The sequence below is a fragment of the Corynebacterium hesseae genome (genome assembly GCF_037850265.1).
GTDB lineage: Bacteria > Actinomycetota > Actinomycetes > Mycobacteriales > Mycobacteriaceae > Corynebacterium > Corynebacterium hesseae.
This window is the reverse complement of sequence record NZ_CP137211.1, coordinates 1,088,217-1,103,913: the sequence shown is the minus strand read 5'-3', so window position 1 is coordinate 1,103,913 and position 15,697 is coordinate 1,088,217. Positions and strand designations below refer to the sequence as shown.

Genomic DNA, 15,697 nt, shown 5'->3' with positions numbered 1-15,697 from the left:
CTGTGAATCCGTCACTCCTCTTACATGCGCTTCTTGTGCCACACGGAGAGGACAATCGCGGGCGATTCTCGGCGCGCAGCTGCAGCGAGTTCACTATGGTTTTCTATTGTGACTACTACGGCTTATGACGCAATGCGAACCTATATCGAATCCACCAGCGAGAGCTCTGAGGTGCTCGCCGCCGCCCGCGCCCACGCGGAGGAGTACGGACTTCCTTCGCCGGATGAGGCCACCGGCCAGCTGCTCAGCACGCTCGCCGCGGTTTCTTCCGGTACCTCCTCCCGCCCCCAAGCGGTGGCGATTACCCCGGCCGCATCAGTCGTGGGGCTGTATTTGCTGGCGGGGATGCCGGACAACGGAATCCTGACCTGCATTGACCCAGAGGCCGAGCACCAGGCCAGCGCTAAGCAGGCCTTCCGCGATGCCGGCTACTCCCCTAGCCGCGGGCGCTTCCTTCCTTCCCGCCCCCTCGACATCATGGGCCGCTTGGCTAATGACACATACCAGGTGATTTACGCCGAGGTCCCCGCCCTCGACATGCCTGCGCTTCTCAAGGCCGCCTGGCCTTTGCTCCATCAGCACGGCACGTTGGTGTTGGCCAATGCGCTTCTCGACGGCACCGTGGCCGACCCCTCCCGCACCGACCGCGACACCGCCGCCGCCCGCGAGGCCGACGAATACGCCCGCTCCCTCGACGGTGCGGCCGTCACACGCCTGCCCTACGGTGCGGGCTTGACGCTCATCACCAAGATGTAGTCTCCACCAAGCACTACAAAAGCGGGCGTGGGGTGGACTTCAATCCACCCGCACGCCCGCTTAGTGTCCTTCGCTGTCTTGCGGCTTAGACCCTGACGTTCTTGCCCACGACAACCACGCCGCCTTCGGAGACCTTGAAGCGCTCCTCATCGCGTTCGCGGTCCACACCGATGATGGCGCCGTCACTAACAACCACGTTCTTATCCAGGATGGCGTGGCGGACCACCGCGCCACGACCGATGCGCACGCCGGGAAGGATGACGGAGCCTTCCACCGTCGCCCCATCCGCCACGTGCACGTCCGAAGCTAAGACGGAGTTGCGCACCGTACCACCGGAAATGATGCAACCCGGAGCCACCATCGAGGACTGCGCAATACCGTTCTGCACAAACTTCGCCGGCGGGAAGTTGGAGTCATCCGTGGAATGAATAGGCCACGAACGGTTGTACAGGTTGAAGATTGGGTGCACCGAAATCATGTCCATGTGCGCCTCATAGAAGGAGTCGATGGTACCGACGTCACGCCAGTAGCCATGGTCACGCTCCGTGGAACCGGGTACTTCGTTAGCCATGAAGTCATAGACGTGCGCCTGATCGCGCTTCACGAAGTAAGGGATAATGTTGCCGCCCATGTCGTGGGCGGAATCCTCATCCTTTTCGTCTTCCAGCAACGCGTCGATAAGCGCCTGCGTGGTGAAGACGTAGTTGCCCATAGAGGCATAGGTCATGTTCGGGTCATCCGGGGTCGCCGGAGGATTGGCAGGCTTCTCGACGAACTCCGTGATCGTGCCCATCCCATCCGCCTGAATGCAGCCAAAGGCGGAAGCCTCCGAGCGCGGGACGCGGATACCCGCCACCGAGCAATCCAGACCGGTGGCGATGTGCTCTTCCACCATCTGGGCCGGGTCCATGCGGTAGACGTGGTCGGCGCCGAAGACGATGACATAGTCCGGCTTTTCGTCATAAATCAGGTTCAGCGACTGCAGGATGGCATCGGCCGAACCGTTGTACCAGCGCTTACCACGACGCTGCTGAGCCGGCACGGAAGCGATGTACTGCGGGGTGGGTCCAGACAGGTTCCACGCTTGGGAAATGTGGCGGTCCAGAGAATGGGACTTGTACTGGGTCAGCACCGCAATCTTGAGGAAACCGGCGTTGACAAGATTGGACAGCACGAAATCGATCAGGCGATAGGAACCGCCGAACGGAACGGCGGGCTTAGCGCGGTCTTCCGTCAGAGGAAAAAGGCGCTTTCCCTCACCGCCGGCAAGGACAATGGCAAGGACATTTGGAAGGCTTCTCACATCACCCAATCTATAGACGTTTTCTGGATCGCGCAGTCGAAGAGTGCTTGTTTTTACCCCCTTTTGATTGCCTCTCGCCTCCCCCGCAGGCCTACGCGCCACATGGCCTCTCAAGGTTTAGCGCGAGCTGTGGATAATCCGTATTCTGGCGGTTATGAGAGCCGGAATTTTTTCTAAGGAGTATCCGCCGGAGATTTATGGCGGAGCGGGCGTCCACGTTGCAGAGCTCACGCGCTTCATGCGCGAGATCATCGATGTTTCAGTTCACTGCATGGGTTCTGAGCGCGACGAGAAGGATGTGTTTGTGCATGGCGTTGATCCCTCGTTGAAGGAGGCTAACGCCGCACTGCAGACACTCTCCACAGGGCTGCGCATGGCCAACGCCGCCTCCGATATTGATGTGGCTCACTCCCACACCTGGTACACGGGACTGGGTGGGCACCTTGCCAGCCGCCTGTACGGCATCCCCCACGTGGTCACCGCACACTCGCTCGAACCCCACCGCCCGTGGAAGCGCGAACAGCTTGGTGGTGGCTATGAGATCTCCTCGTGGTCGGAAAAGAACGCCATGGAGTACGCTGACGCCGTCATCGCGGTGTCGGCCGGAATGAAGGACTCAATCTTGGATGCATACCCCCGCATCGACGCCGACAAGGTCCACGTGGTCCTCAACGGCATCGATACTCAGGTATGGCAACCGGGTGAGTCGGCGGTGCTGGATAAGTTGGGCGTCGACAAGCAGCGTCCCATCGTCGCCTTCGTGGGGCGGATCACCCGGCAGAAGGGCGTCAAGCACCTGCTGAAGGCTGCCCAGAACTTTGACCAAGACATTCAGCTTGTGCTGTGTGCCGGCGCACCCGATACGCCGGAGATTGCAGCGGAGACCGAGGCCCTCGTGGAGGAGCTGCGCGCCCAGCGTGACGGCGTGTTCTGGGTCAAGGACATGCTCTCGCGCGAGGAGATTAAGCAGGTCTACTCCGGCGCCGATGTGTTCGTCTGCCCCTCAATTTATGAGCCTTTGGGAATCGTCAACCTTGAGGCAATGGCTTGTGGCACCGCCGTGGTGGCGTCCAATGTGGGCGGCATCCCCGAGGTCGTTGTGGACGGCGAAACTGGTGTTTTGGTCAACTATGACGCAGATGACGACGCCACCTTTGAAGCCGATCTTGCCGCCGCCGTGAACCGCGTTGCTGCCGATAAAGAGCTGGCACAACGCTTCGGTGCTGCGGGCCGCCAGCGCGCCATCGAGGACTTCTCGTGGGCTACCATCGCGCAGCAGACCGTGGACATTTACCGCTCGTTAATGTAGGAAGGACTGCCGTGACGCATAAAGAAACGCACCATCGCCCAGAACTTCACTTCGTTCCCGATAGCGGGATCCTCGACGCCCCCGCAGGAATCGTCCGGGACGGTCATACCTGGCATCTGTTCCACCAGTACCGCCCTGACGCTGGCCAGCCTGCGCGCTGGGGCCATTCCACCTCCGAGGAAACAGCCTTCGCGTGGCTGGACTGCGACGACGTCCTCGCCCCCGTCGGTGGCGAGCTGTCACTACGCGCAGGCTCAGTGGCGGAGGGCAAGGACGCCCTCAACCTTTATTTCACCTCGGTGACCTCGGTGGGCACCAGCGTGCGCTTGGCGCGGTATACCGACTACGCCGATGAATGCATCGTGTCTGATGACCCTTCTGCGCTCGATCCGGATGTCGTCCGCTTTGGGGAGGCCGTGGGCGCCCACACCAACTATGACCGCTTCCGCTCGCCTTCCGTGGTCCCGGATTGGGCCAAGGAAGACCGCGAAGAGGGACACGATGGCTGGCTGATGCTGGCGCTGACCGGTCATTCCGATGCCCCTATGCCGGTAATTCTGGACAGCCCCAATGGCGAATCTTGGACTCTTCTTGGGCCCTTGAGCTTCGACGGCGACCCTGGCTTCGAAGACGGCGAAGTCCCGGCTACCTCCCCCATCCCGCCGGTGGTGTCACCGCGCTTGGTGCGCCTTCGTGACGAGGTAGATAGGGAAATCTACGATGTCCTCTTCGTCACCTTAGAGCGCGAGGGCCGCGACGTTTCTGGCTACATCGTGGGCCGCCTCGACGGCACCGTGTTCACCGTGGCACGAGGTTTCCAGCGCGTGGACTATGGCCATGACTTCTCCCGACCACGTAACACCAACACCACGACCGGAACGATTCCGCAGGAGCGCCGCTACGACCGCGCCGTCATCCTCGGCCTGCTCAATGGCAATGGCCGCGGCGATGACGCCACCAAACACCCCACGTGGGAAGCTGAGGGCTGGGCTAGTAGCTTGTCACTGCCACGTGCGGTCACGCTGCAGGGCGGTGTGCTCTACCAGACTCCGGCGGAGGGGCTGCCGGATGCTGTGAAGCTCTCGGACTACGCACGGTCTTGGACAGGTGTATTGGAGGTGCCGGCGGGCTCGAGCGTGACTGTCACGCTGAAGGACGGCTCCGGTGACGCCGCTGCGGTCATCCGCCACACGGGCGAGGAAATCAGCTTGGACCGCTCCATGTCGAAGGCCTTCGACAACTACTTCAAGGACTCCGCCCCAGCAGTGGCCAAGCTGGCCGAGGGCGATTCGGATACCCTCACCATCATTCAGGACGGTGCCAGCGTTGAGGTGTTCGTAGACGGCGGATTGGTCGCCATGAGCTCCCGCGTCTACTTCGAGGGTGGTTGCTCTGCTATCGAGGTCAGCACCGAGGGCGAGGCTACTATTGAGCAGTCCTGGAACAGGAAGGGCACCAAGCTCTCTTAAGAGCATCGAACGACGATTATAGAAGGAGGCCCAGGGCGACTGGGCCTCCTTTTGTGTGCGGGCCCACTGTGAAGTACCAGACCCGTAGCGCCCCTGTGCCCGCGGTCATCTTTTCTCGCGCATGACTCATCAGTTCCACTCGCTCCCCTTCCTCCCTTCGCGCTCACCGGGAGCGGTCTTGGCGGCTGATTGAGGCTCTTGGTCAGCGCGAAGGGAGGATTCGAGGGGAGGATTCGACGAGAGGGGTCAGCGGAATAGCCAGCGCGTCAACGCAAGCTCCAGATCACAGTGAGCAAAAATCCCAGGGGGGTTGCTTCACAGGCCGCCCCGCCCTTCGCGCTCACCGAAGAGCTAAAACCTTCCGACGGCCCCACTGCCGATGAGCGCGAAGGGTCGTTCCGGAGAGAGAAGGGTCGTTCTGAAGAGAAGCGGGCCGTTCCGAAGAAAGAAGGGCCGTTCCCCGGGGCTGAACAGCAAGGGCTGGCAATGAAGCCGAGCGCAAGCGATGAATTAGGCCGAGCGCAAACGATCCAGACGGGCGTGGGCGGTCACGGTCAACGTCTGCGGCAACGAGGCCATACGCTCAGCCAGCTCCTCCGGACTAATGTGGCGCGCCGAGGGGCTCATCCCCACCTGCGCAGCGATGGACGCCTTATCCAAGACGATGGGGAAAGAAATATCGACCGGATCCGCTGCCTGCTTAAGGAACCCTTCCGCCTGCGTGTAGAGGCGATCCACCTTGCCTTCTTCCACGCCGAGAATTCCCAGCGGCTCTCGCAGCTCATCCAGGTGACCGGACTGCGGGGTCAAGACGATGACCTCCCCGCCGGGTGCGAGAACGCGCTGGAACTCCGCCGGATTGCGCGGCGCGAAGACCACCGAGATGGCATGGATTGAATCATCCTTCAAGGGCAGGCGCTCCCACACATCCGCAACCACGGCGCCGACGCGCTCGTGCGACCTTGCCAGATGCTTTGCCGCATGCGTAGAGATATCGAGGCCCACGCCGCGAGCGCCCTCGATCGAATCGAGCGTGTGCGCCAGGTAGTAACCCGTGCCAGCGCCTACCTCCAGGAGCGAGGGGGCGGTGTCCTCATTGAGGCCTGCTTGCTGAGCCGCGTCCTGACTCTCCAAAGAATCTTGCACCGCTCCAGTGACTGCCTCCACGAAGGGCGCGAAATGCCCCATCGCCAGGTAGGTTTCACGGGCGGTGACCATCGCGGCATCGTCACCTTGATGCTTCAGACCCGCACCAGCTGCCAACGTGACGTAGCCTTGCTTGGCCACGTCATAGGAATGGCCGGTCTCCGACACGAGGCGGGAAAAATCATCCGCGCCCTCAAGGGCGCTGCCATCGGCGGGATCGGCCAGAATATCGACGATATGTGAAAGCATGCTCCCTAGACTAGCTAGAAACTGCTACGAGGAGTGAACCCAACTCCGCTGCTTCTTCTTTGCTGAGCTCAATAACAATGCGTCCACCCCCGTCAGAAGGAATGCGCATGACGATCTTGCGGGACTCCTCTACCGCTTCCATCTCTCCACCAGTGGTACGGGGCTTCATCGCTGCCATATTGAGTCTCCTTCGACTGTATTTTGTACGTCCTTCTAGTCTAGCTCTTTTTCGGCTGCCGGCGGCAGACTCGTCGTTGTAGGCTCGGCCTAGGCCTGGACCGAAGGTTCTGAAGGTTCGCCCGATGACGCCGCCTTAGCACCCGAACGGCGCTCCACTGCCGCCAACAGGGCATCCACTTGGTCCTGGCGGTAGCCGCGCGCAACCACGTCAAAGCGCAGGTCATCGAAGCGCCCCTCCTCGAGGGCCCGAAGATTCTCTCGATCGGTATCCACGGCCTTGTCGGGAGCGTCCATGACAGGCCCCCGGCCCACGAAGCTTCCCCACGCCCACGTGCCGATGATGATGAGGGCAATGAGCACAACGATAAGAAGAATCCAGGACATCATGCGCTAAATCCTACCCAGCAATGGTGGCCTTTGGGCAACAGGCCCAACCACGCCAGCACGGGACAGGATGGTGCGCGCAACCACATCGGCCATCGGGGCTAGCTCCTCCAATGGACGGTTACGATGGGTGCGGGTGCCCAGGTCAACCTCGGCGAGGGCATAGGGGCCATAGCGCTTGGCGACGTCTATCAGCAGCCCCGCTTCCACCCCGTACCCTTCCACGAACGGCAGCTCCATGGCGGCCGCGCGTCTTAAGGCGTATTCGCCGCCGAGTGGTTGGTCAATGTGTGCGAGCTCCGGGAAGAACTGCCGCAAAAGCGGCTTGGCGCTGAGTTCAGTAACCCGCCCGCCACCGGTAGGCTTGCCGTTCAAGCTTCGCGCATAGCGGGCCTTAACCAGCTGGACGTGCGGATCCACGAAGGGCTCGCTGAGCGCTGTAACCATTCCGGGCGCGGCGGATTCTAGGTCCGCATCGATGAAGACGACGATGTCGCCCTCAGCTGCCGCCACGCCGCGCCAGAGGGATTCACCCTTGCCGGGTCGGGGCTCCTCAGGCAGGATCTCCCGCCAATTGAGCACCTGAGCCCCTGCCGCCTGGGCCTCAGCCGCAGTTTCATCGCTCGAGTCCGCATCGATGACGATGACCTCTAGAGGTTCATCCGCCAGGCAAGCACGCACCACGTGCGCGACGGTGCGCTCCTCATTAAGCGCAGGGATAACCACGGAAACGCTGTCGGTCATGGCTTAGGCCAGCCCCCGCGTCGTGGCCAAGGGTGCCATCTGGCCCTGGATGGCGGCGGTCATGCGGATGACGTCGAGAGTCGGGGCCACCTCATGGACCCGAAAGGCCGCCACGCCCCGTGCCGCCGACCATGCCGTCGCTGCCAGCGTGCCCGCGACGCGCTGGTCCACGGCGCGGTCGAGGGTCTCACCCACAAAGTCCTTGTTCGACAATGCCATGAGCACCGGCCAGCCGGTCGCCACGATCTCGTCGATGCGCCGCAGCAACTCCAAGCCGTGGAAGGTGTTTTTGCCAAAGTCGTGCGTGGGGTCGATAAACGTCAGCTCCTCCGGGCAACCGAGGTCGGCGGCTCGCTCGGCCAGCCGCGTGGTCTCGCTGATGACATCGGCAACCACATCATCGAAGTGCACGCGGTGCGGGCGGGTGCGCGGTGTGACACCGCCAGTATGCGAGCACACGTAGCCCACCTTGTGGTGGCCGGCCACCTCGATGAGCTCCGGGTCCCAGCCGGCCCACGTGTCATTGACCAAACCGGCCCCCGCAGCGATCGCGGCATCTGCTACCTCAGCGCGCCACGTGTCCACGGAAATCAGCGCTTCCGGGCGGCGGCGGTGCAGCTCCGCAATGGTGGGCACGACGCGCTCGATTTCCTCGACGGCGTCGACATGCTGACCCGGGCCGGCCTTGACGCCTCCGATGTCGATGATGGAGGCGCCGTCGTCAAGCGCTTGCTCCGCGCGCTGGATTGCTGAGTCGAGCTCGAAGGTGGCACCCTTGTCGTAGAAGGAGTCTGGGGTGCGGTTCACGATTGCCATGACCCGCGCGAGGTTGTGCGCTTGGGTCACTTGCTCTCCTGCTCCCGCAGGCGCTTGTCCGACATGACCTTGTGCGCGGCCAGGATGTGGGCGACGGCTTCATCGATATCGTCGGTAACCAGGAAGAGATCGAGGTCCTCGGCGCTGATGAATCCACCCTCGGCCAGGGTCTTCTTCATCCACTCCACCAAGCCGGACCAGTATTCAGTACCCATGAGCACGATGGGATAGTTGGTCACCTTGCCAGTTTGGACCATGCACATGACCTCGAAGAATTCATCCATGGTGCCCATGCCGCCGGGAAGACAGATGAAGGCCTGGGAGTACTTGAGGAACATGGTCTTGCGGGCGAAGAAATAGCGGAAGTTAAGCCCCAGATCTACGTAGGGGTTCAGGCCCTGCTCGTGCGGAAGCTCGATGCCCAAGCCCACAGACAACCCTCCGGCCTCGTGCGCGCCGCGGTTGGCCGCCTCCATGATGCCGGGGCCACCGCCGGTGATGACGGCATACTTGGCTTCCACTAGTCGGCGCCCCAAGGCCACACCTAGCTGGTAGTTCGGATCCTCCTCCGGGGTGCGAGCGGAACCAAAGACGGTCACGGCCTTGGGCAGCTTGGCCAGGGCGTCGAAACCATCCACGAACTCGCCCTGGATGCGCAGGACGCGCCACGGGTCGGCGTGCTGCCACTCGTGATCGGCGCCGGACTGAAGTAGGCGCTGATCAAAAGTGGAGGACTGCTCTCCAGCAGTACGCACGAGAAGAGGTCCGCGCAGAGTGCGCAGTTGCTCAGGCGTCATGGTGGTCTTATCCCTTCAGGTAGTTCAAGAGTGCGGTCGAGACTTCGGCGATCTGGGTGACGGGCACTTGCTCGTCCTTCTTGTGGGCAAATCCCGGGTCACCAGCGCCGAAATTGACGGCCGGGGTCCCCATCTCGGAGAAGCGGGCCACGTCGGTCCAACCATACTTGGCGCGGACGTTGCCGCCGACGGCGTCGACAAGCGCGCGTGCCGCCGGCTGCCCCAAACCGGGCAAGGCGGCGCCGGCGATGTCATCGACCTCCACGGTGATGTTTTCGTGTTCGCCGAGGACCTCCATCAGGTGCGCCAGCGCCTCCTCGGAGCTGCGGTCCGGGGCGAAGCGGAAGTTGACGAACATCCAGGCCTCGTCCGGGATGGTGTTAGTGGCCACGCCGGATTCGAGGTGGACGATGTTGAGGCCTTCCTTGTAGGTGCAGCCGTCAATCTCCACGTCACGCGCCTGGTAGTTGGCCACGTTGAGCATCACCGGCGCCAAGGTGTGCGCAGCGTTGGAGCCCAGCCAGGCACGGGCCGAGTGCGCGCGGGTGCCGTGGGCAGTAACGCGCACGCGGATGGTGCCCTGGCAGCCGGCCTCGATCATGGCGCCGGAAGGCTCCCCCAGCAGAGCAAGATCCCCCTTCAGCCATTCCGGGTGATCCTTTTGCAGGTGGCCCAGGCCGTTGAACTCGGTGGCAACCTCCTCGCCCTCGTAGGCGATGACGGTGAGATCGTGCTTCAGCTCGTCGGAGTTATATAGCTGCGCAAAAGCGTTGAGGTAGACGGCCATGCCCGACTTCATGTCCACGGTGCCGCAGCCATACATGATCTTCCCGTCCTCCGACATGGTGTGGGGGACGTTATCGGCCAGAGGAACGGTATCGATGTGGCCGGCTAGGACCACGCGGCTTTCAAAACCCCGGTTCGTCCGGGCACACACGGTGTTGCCATAGCGTTGCACCTCCACCGTGTCCTGGTCCAGATCGCGCAGGGCCTCCTCGACGGCGTCGGCGATAGCCTCCTCGTGATGGGAAGGGCTTGGGATATCCACCAGGGCCTTAGTGAGCTCGATGGGATCGGAGAAGAGATTTAAAGTCACAACCCGCCATGCTAGCGCCCCCGGATGCTCAGCGCATTGCGTAAAGTACTTCCCATTACAAACAATCAATAGCGTTGAAGGTGATCACCCTATGGCAGCGGCCACACAACTCAAAACCCGCCACCTCACCATGATGGGGCTCGGATCCGCAGTGGGTGCGGGACTCTTCCTGGGCGTGGGCCTAGGCATTCAGGTGTCCGGCACCTCCGTTCTCATCTCCTACTCGGTGGCCGGCGCGCTCATCGCCTTGGTGATGTGGATGCTCGGAGAGATGGCCGCCGCACGCCCTTCGCTGGGCGCGTTCTCCACTTATGCAGGACAGGCTTTTGGGCCGTGGGCCAGGTTTACGTTGGGCTGGATTTACTGGTTCATGCTGGTCATGGTGATGGGCGCGGAGATTACCGGTGCTGCGGCCATCATCTCGAATTGGTTCGGGGTCGATCCGTGGATACCGGCTTTGGTGGCTGTGGTGTTCTTCGCCGTGGTCAACTTTGCCGCCGTGGGTGGTTTCGGCGAATTCGAATTCTGGTTCGCCATTATCAAGGTGGCCACCATCGTGGCCTTCCTGGGCGTCGGCGTGCTCATGGCTTTAGGCATCCTGCCCGGAATGGACCTCTCACTGGCGGGCCACAACTTTACAGAGAACTTCCTGCCCAACGGCGGCCCCGGTTTTGCTGCCGGCCTGCTCGCCGTGGCTTTCGCCTTCGGTGGCATCGAGCTGGTCACCATTGCCGCGGCGGAATCCGAAGACCCAGCCCACAACGTCGCTACTGCCGTGCGCGCCATCATCGTGCGCATCATGGTCTTTTACATCGGTTCCATCCTGGTTATCACCCTGGCCTTGCCTTTCAGCTCCATCCAGGACGCCGACGTCGCCGCGGACTCGCCCTTCACGCTGGTCCTCGCCGCCGCGAAAATCCCCTTCGCTGCGGGATTCATGGAAGCCATCATCGCCCTAGCGCTGCTCTCTGCCTTCAACGCACAGATCTACGCCACCTCCCGTCTGGTCTATGACATGGCGAAGGACCATAGCGCGCACCACATCTTCCTTCGGACGAACGCCTCCGGTTCCCCCATTTTTGCGGTGGTGCTCTCCATCATCTTCGCCTTTGCATCGGTGGTGCTGCAGTACTGGAACCCGCCGGGATTGTTGGCCTTCCTCTTCAACGCGGTTGGCGGCTGCCTGCTGGTCATCTGGTGTTTCATCGTGGCCTCCTATATCAAGCTGCACCCACAGATGCAGGCCAACGGCGAGCTCACCACGCTGCGCGTCCCGGGCTTCCCGTGGCTGCCGTGGCTCACCGCCCTAGCGCTGGTCGGCCTCACAATTCTTATGCTTTTCGACGCCTCCGCCCGCAACCAAGTCCTCGCCGTCCTCATCCTGACCGTGGCCCTGGTTGTGATCTTTCACCTACTACCGGGTAACTCACGGCGCACGACAGAGGCGTAGCTGCTAGGGTGTGAGCCTATGACTTCAGCATCCGCACGCGGCCTGGCAACCATTACCCACGACGGCACCGTCCTGGACGTTTGGTTCCCGGCAGTTCACACCGATATCTCTGTAGAAGCCAGCGGCACCGAGCGCTTGGAGGAGGTTCCGCAGCAGTTCGCTGACCTGGTTGGCCCCGATGAGGAGCGCGGCGTCGCCCGCATCGCCGTGGAGACTAAGATTGCAGACCTTGACGCAGCACCTGCCGATACCTACGACGCTTACCTGCGTCTGCACCTGCTCTCTCACCGCGCAGTCAAGCCTCACGGCCTGAACGTGGACGGGATCTTCGGCAAGCTGGCCAACGTGGTGTGGACCAACTACGGCCCCTGCGCGGTTGCCGATTTCCAGATGGTCCGCGGCCGCCTCGCTTCCCGCGGCCCGGTCGTGGTCTACTCCGTCGATAAGTTCCCGCGCATGGTGGACTACGTCGTCCCGTCCGGCGTGCGCATTGGCGATGCCGACCGCGTGCGCCTAGGCGCCCACTTGGCTGAGGGCACGACCGTGATGCACGAGGGCTTTGTCAACTTCAACGCCGGCACCCTGGGCGCCTCCATGGTCGAGGGCCGCATCTCCGCAGGTGTTGTCGTGGGCGATGGCTCCGATGTCGGCGGCGGCGCCTCCATCATGGGCACCCTCTCCGGCGGCGGCAAGGAGGTCATCTCCATCGGCGAGCGCTGCCTGCTCGGCGCGAACTCAGGTGTGGGCATTTCGCTTGGCGACGACTCCGTCGTCGAAGCCGGCCTCTACGTCACCGCCGGCACCAAGATCGCAGTCTTTGGCAAGATCGCGGAGGCCCTGGGCCTGTCTGAGGGCGAGACTGTCAAGGGCTCTAAGCTCTCCGGCGTCTCCGGCGTTCTGCTGCGCCGCAACTCCGTCACCGGCGCCGTCGAGGCCGTGGACTGGAAGTCTGAGGCTGTGGCCCTCAACGAGGATCTGCACAAGAACTAAGCGCTGTTGCTTGAGGCCCCCGTTTCTGCGGGGGCCTTTCGCGATCGTGGACTTAAGCCCTCCGCATTGTGCACAAGCGCTATAAAATCGCCCCTTTATGCCCAAACGCCTTGGCAGCTGCCTACAATGCTAAAGGTGACTGCTCAAAACGATTCCTCTCCTAGCTCACTCGGCAGCGGCTTGAAAGTCCGCCACCTGACCATGATGGGGCTGGGCTCCACTATCGGTGCCGGTCTTTTCCTAGGCACCGGCGTAGGTATTTCCGCCGCCGGTCCCGCGGTTCTCTTGGCCTACCTCATCGCTGGCTTCCTTGCCATCTTGGTCATGCAAATGCTCGGTGAGATGGGCACGGTCATCCCCGCTTCCGGTTCCTTCTCTGAATACGCCGAGCACGGTATCGGACGCTGGGCAGGCTTCACACAGGGCTGGATTTATTGGCTTGCCACCGTCGCCGTCCTCGGCGCGGAAATTACGGGCGCTGCTGGTTTCATCGGCGCATGGTTCGACTGCCCGCCGTGGATCCCCGCGGCCATCTGCGTGGCGCTCTTTGGCACCATCAACCTCTTGCGTGTGCGCTTGTTCGGCGAGTTCGAGTACTGGTTCGCCTTCATTAAGGTCGCCGTCATCATTGCCTTCCTTGTCATCGGTGCGCTGCTGATCTTCGGGCTGCTTCCTGGCCACACCTTCATCGGGACGTCCGTCTTCCTTGCCGACGGCTTCATGCCCAACGGCCTCGGCGGCGTGGCCGCCGGTCTGCTCGCCGTGGCCTTCGCCTTCGGCGGCATCGAGGTCGTCGCCATTGCCGCAGCGGAATCCGAGGACCCCGAGAAGTCCCTTGTCAACGCGGTGCGCACCACCATTACTCGCATCTCGGTTTTCTACTTGGGCTCCGTCCTCGTCATCACCTTCCTCCTGCCCTACTCTTCGCTCGGCTCCGCGCAATCTGCCGCCGAGTCTCCGTTCACGATGGTCTTGGACCGGGCTGGAATCCCTGGTGCTGCGGCCATCATGGAAGTGGTCATCGTGCTCGCGCTACTCTCAGCGTTCAACGCGCAAATCTACGCATCCTCCCGCATGATGCACTCGCTGGCCTCCCGCGGTGAGGCGCCCAAGCTCTTCGCCGCAACAGATCGTCGCGGCGTGCCAACCGCCGCCATTGCGCTGTCCGTTGTGCTCTCCGCGGTCATGGTTGTTCTCAACTATGCGGATACCGGATGGCTACTGTCCTTCATGCTGAACGCCGCTGGTGCTTCGCTGCTCATCGTGTGGGTCTTCATTGCAGTGAGCCAGTTGCGCCTGCGCCCACAGCTCGAGGCCATCCACCCGCTGCCGGTGCGCATGTGGGCCTACCCCTACCTCACGTGGTTCGCGCTGGCATTGTTTGCAGCTATTGCGGTGCTCATGCTTAGCGACGCCTCCGCCCGCATCCAACTCTTCTCCGCCGCCGCCATGTTCGCTGTGCTCGCCATCGCCGGCGTCATCAACGCGAAGGCCCGCGGCATCGCCCCGACCTCGCGCCTGCCCCTACCGACGGCCGAGGAGCTGGAGGCCCGCTAGCCGCCCCTCCCGCTGCAACCCCACGCCCTTCGCGTCCCTTCCTCACTCCTCCTCGCACCCACCTCACTCCCTTCGCGCTCACCGGCTCACTGCGTAGCACCGTATCTCCGCTCCCTGTGGCCGCCAAGGGCATGCCGCATGAGCTGTCACCCCAGCAAGCGCCCTTCGCGCTCACCAACGAAGGGCGGACAATGACAGGCGCCTGCCCCGTGAGCGCAAAAGGTAGGTGGACCCGAACGGCGCTCGATGCAATTCCCAACCTCACCGATGCAATTCCCGACCAAGCCTATGCCCTTCGCGGTCACCGCCGAAAGCTCGAGCAGCTAATCAGCGAGCCCTGTGAGCGCCAGGGGCACGGAGGGATTTAAGGGGCTGTGTTGGACGACAACGCCGAATCGATGCGGCGATCCGAACACTGCAAAGCCCAAACGATAGGGAATGCGCGAAACAGGATGACGACGCGTCAACATAAACCCTCAAAATCTGGCTTTGAGGCAGAGTTATCCACAGGCGGAGAATTGACTATCGACTCGTCGCCAAGCACTGCATACCTTGAGTTTTATGAAGGCATGGACTACCGCGGAGCTCCGCGAGATGGGGTTGAGCAAGGAGGCAATCCGGCGGAAGCTTCGCGCGGGAAAGCTGTTTCGCGTGCATCGGGGGATCTATAGCGACGAGTGGTCGCCGTTAGCTGTGGCAAAGGCCCTGGCTCACGGGCTGAGTCGAATACATTTCACGGGTAAGACCGCGCAGGAGATTCACTTGGGGCGGAATTTGACGTTTCCGCTGGAGGCCGAGGGGCCGCGAACGCTCAAGGGGAAGAGCTTTCGGGTGACGCATTCGCGGCTTTCGGCCACAACCCTGGTCAACGGACTTCCGGTCATTCAGGTTCTCTGGGCGGCGCGGCGAATAGCCGCAGCGTGTGGTCAATTGCTGGAAGAGCATTATCGCGGCAAGACAGGCCCTGCTCGCCTCGAAGATGACCGGCGGAGAATGCAGCGAGTCCCACAACGCTTGAAGGAAACTATCCGTCGCACGCCCATCGGCACAGACAGCGTGCCGGAGCGCCAGCTCAGTCGAAGACTGCGCACGGACGGAATCTTCCCTGAACACAATGCGCTCATCGCGGGCTACCGCTTTGACTTGAAGATTGGCAAGCTCATAGTCGAGGTCGACGGCTGGGAGCACCACAAACACAGTCGCGCTTTTCAAGCAGACCGCTCGAAGCAGAACGCCGCAGTGGCACATGGCTATACGGTTTTGCGCTTTACTGCCGACGATATCCGCTACCACCTCGACGATGCAGTTCTACTCATCAAAACCACACTTGAACAGCTCAAAGGCCGTAAACCGAAGCTGCCGGCTGTGGTGATGCAGCCCTACTGGACATGGCATGTTTGCATGTAACTCTTGCTCTACTGACAAGTTTTCTTTACACTAAGACATGTAAG

General features: G+C 62.2%; 15 protein-coding genes. 7 read left to right on the top strand and 8 right to left on the bottom strand.

The annotated features are described in order from the left end of the window. Positions 1 to 108: 108 nt before the first annotated feature. A complete protein-coding gene (locus R3O64_RS05210; protein WP_070597112.1) occupies positions 109 to 756 on the top strand; it encodes an O-methyltransferase in 648 nt (215 codons plus the stop codon). An 85-nt stretch (positions 757 to 841) separates the two neighbouring features. On the opposite strand, the gene glgC is transcribed toward R3O64_RS05210, so the two are convergent. Continuing rightward, the gene (gene glgC / locus R3O64_RS05205; RefSeq protein ID WP_070562089.1) at positions 842 to 2,059 is read right to left on the bottom strand and encodes a glucose-1-phosphate adenylyltransferase; all 1,218 of its coding nucleotides are present in this window, start codon (positions 2,057 to 2,059) and stop codon (positions 842 to 844) included. Between the two features lie 154 nt (positions 2,060 to 2,213). Between glgC and glgA the strand changes: the two genes are divergently transcribed. Next, on the top strand, positions 2,214 to 3,368 hold the full coding sequence (glgA, locus tag R3O64_RS05200) for a glycogen synthase (RefSeq protein ID WP_070562091.1): 1,155 nt from the start codon (positions 2,214 to 2,216) through the stop codon (positions 3,366 to 3,368). Positions 3,369 to 3,379: 11 nt separating this feature from the next. Further along, on the top strand, positions 3,380 to 4,837 hold the full coding sequence (locus R3O64_RS05195; protein WP_339017433.1) for a GH32 C-terminal domain-containing protein: 1,458 nt from the start codon (positions 3,380 to 3,382) through the stop codon (positions 4,835 to 4,837). 510 nt (positions 4,838 to 5,347) lie between these two features. Here R3O64_RS05195 and R3O64_RS05190 read toward each other — a convergent pair. The 7 genes from R3O64_RS05190 to dapE all read right to left on the bottom strand — a co-directional run bounded on the left by R3O64_RS05190 (position 5,348) and on the right by dapE (position 10,249). After that, positions 5,348 to 6,232, bottom strand: a complete 885-nt coding sequence (locus R3O64_RS05190) for a methyltransferase domain-containing protein (protein WP_070524936.1) — start codon at positions 6,230 to 6,232, stop codon at positions 5,348 to 5,350. Between the two features lie 10 nt (positions 6,233 to 6,242). Then, a complete protein-coding gene (locus R3O64_RS05185) occupies positions 6,243 to 6,410 on the bottom strand; it encodes a DUF3117 domain-containing protein (protein ID WP_010187237.1) in 168 nt (55 codons plus the stop codon). Between the two features lie 89 nt (positions 6,411 to 6,499). Continuing rightward, on the bottom strand, positions 6,500 to 6,799 hold the full coding sequence (locus R3O64_RS05180; RefSeq protein WP_070524934.1) for a DivIVA domain-containing protein: 300 nt from the start codon (positions 6,797 to 6,799) through the stop codon (positions 6,500 to 6,502). Positions 6,800 to 6,802: 3 nt separating this feature from the next. After that, complete coding sequence (locus tag R3O64_RS05175) at positions 6,803 to 7,540, bottom strand: glucosyl-3-phosphoglycerate synthase (protein WP_070524932.1); 738 nt, start codon at positions 7,538 to 7,540, stop codon at positions 6,803 to 6,805. 3 nt (positions 7,541 to 7,543) lie between these two features. Beyond that, on the bottom strand, positions 7,544 to 8,356 hold the full coding sequence (folP, locus tag R3O64_RS05170) for a dihydropteroate synthase (protein WP_339017541.1): 813 nt from the start codon (positions 8,354 to 8,356) through the stop codon (positions 7,544 to 7,546). A gap of 26 nt (positions 8,357 to 8,382) precedes the next feature. Next, positions 8,383 to 9,153, bottom strand: a complete 771-nt coding sequence (locus R3O64_RS05165) for a TIGR00730 family Rossman fold protein (protein WP_070530393.1) — start codon at positions 9,151 to 9,153, stop codon at positions 8,383 to 8,385. A 7-nt stretch (positions 9,154 to 9,160) separates the two neighbouring features. Further along, complete coding sequence (dapE, locus tag R3O64_RS05160) at positions 9,161 to 10,249, bottom strand: succinyl-diaminopimelate desuccinylase (protein ID WP_339017432.1); 1,089 nt, start codon at positions 10,247 to 10,249, stop codon at positions 9,161 to 9,163. A 91-nt stretch (positions 10,250 to 10,340) separates the two neighbouring features. On the opposite strand from dapE, the gene R3O64_RS05155 reads away from it, so the two are divergent. The 4 genes from R3O64_RS05155 to R3O64_RS05140 all read left to right on the top strand — a co-directional run bounded on the left by R3O64_RS05155 (position 10,341) and on the right by R3O64_RS05140 (position 15,653). Continuing rightward, complete coding sequence (locus R3O64_RS05155; RefSeq protein ID WP_339017431.1) at positions 10,341 to 11,699, top strand: amino acid permease; 1,359 nt, start codon at positions 10,341 to 10,343, stop codon at positions 11,697 to 11,699. An 18-nt stretch (positions 11,700 to 11,717) separates the two neighbouring features. Next, positions 11,718 to 12,689: a 2,3,4,5-tetrahydropyridine-2,6-dicarboxylate N-succinyltransferase gene (gene dapD / locus R3O64_RS05150; RefSeq protein ID WP_339017430.1), complete on the top strand. Its 972-nt coding sequence runs from the start codon at positions 11,718 to 11,720 to the stop codon at positions 12,687 to 12,689. A gap of 126 nt (positions 12,690 to 12,815) precedes the next feature. Beyond that, a complete protein-coding gene (locus R3O64_RS05145; RefSeq protein ID WP_339017429.1) occupies positions 12,816 to 14,246 on the top strand; it encodes an amino acid permease in 1,431 nt (476 codons plus the stop codon). A 561-nt stretch (positions 14,247 to 14,807) separates the two neighbouring features. Next, positions 14,808 to 15,653 carry a DUF559 domain-containing protein gene (locus tag R3O64_RS05140; protein ID WP_070524918.1) on the top strand — a complete coding sequence of 282 codons (846 nt, stop codon included), beginning with the start codon at positions 14,808 to 14,810 and terminating at the stop codon, positions 15,651 to 15,653. Positions 15,654 to 15,697 lie beyond the last annotated feature (44 nt).

Coding starts and splice junctions, on each gene's coding strand:
- glgA (WP_070562091.1), top strand. CDS start 2,214: ATGAGAGCCGGAATTTTTTCTAAGGAGTATCCGCCGGAGATTTATGGC.
- R3O64_RS05190 (WP_070524936.1), bottom strand. CDS start 6,232: ATGCTTTCACATATCGTCGATATTCTGGCCGATCCCGCCGATGGCAGC.
- R3O64_RS05185 (WP_010187237.1), bottom strand. CDS start 6,410: ATGGCAGCGATGAAGCCCCGTACCACTGGTGGAGAGATGGAAGCGGTA.
- R3O64_RS05180 (WP_070524934.1), bottom strand. CDS start 6,799: ATGATGTCCTGGATTCTTCTTATCGTTGTGCTCATTGCCCTCATCATC.
- R3O64_RS05175 (WP_070524932.1), bottom strand. CDS start 7,540: ATGACCGACAGCGTTTCCGTGGTTATCCCTGCGCTTAATGAGGAGCGC.
- folP (WP_339017541.1), bottom strand. CDS start 8,356: ATGGCAATCGTGAACCGCACCCCAGACTCCTTCTACGACAAGGGTGCC.
- R3O64_RS05165 (WP_070530393.1), bottom strand. CDS start 9,153: ATGACGCCTGAGCAACTGCGCACTCTGCGCGGACCTCTTCTCGTGCGT.
- R3O64_RS05155 (WP_339017431.1), top strand. CDS start 10,341: ATGGCAGCGGCCACACAACTCAAAACCCGCCACCTCACCATGATGGGG.
- dapD (WP_339017430.1), top strand. CDS start 11,718: ATGACTTCAGCATCCGCACGCGGCCTGGCAACCATTACCCACGACGGC.
- R3O64_RS05145 (WP_339017429.1), top strand. CDS start 12,816: ATGCTAAAGGTGACTGCTCAAAACGATTCCTCTCCTAGCTCACTCGGC.
- R3O64_RS05140 (WP_070524918.1), top strand. CDS start 14,808: ATGAAGGCATGGACTACCGCGGAGCTCCGCGAGATGGGGTTGAGCAAG.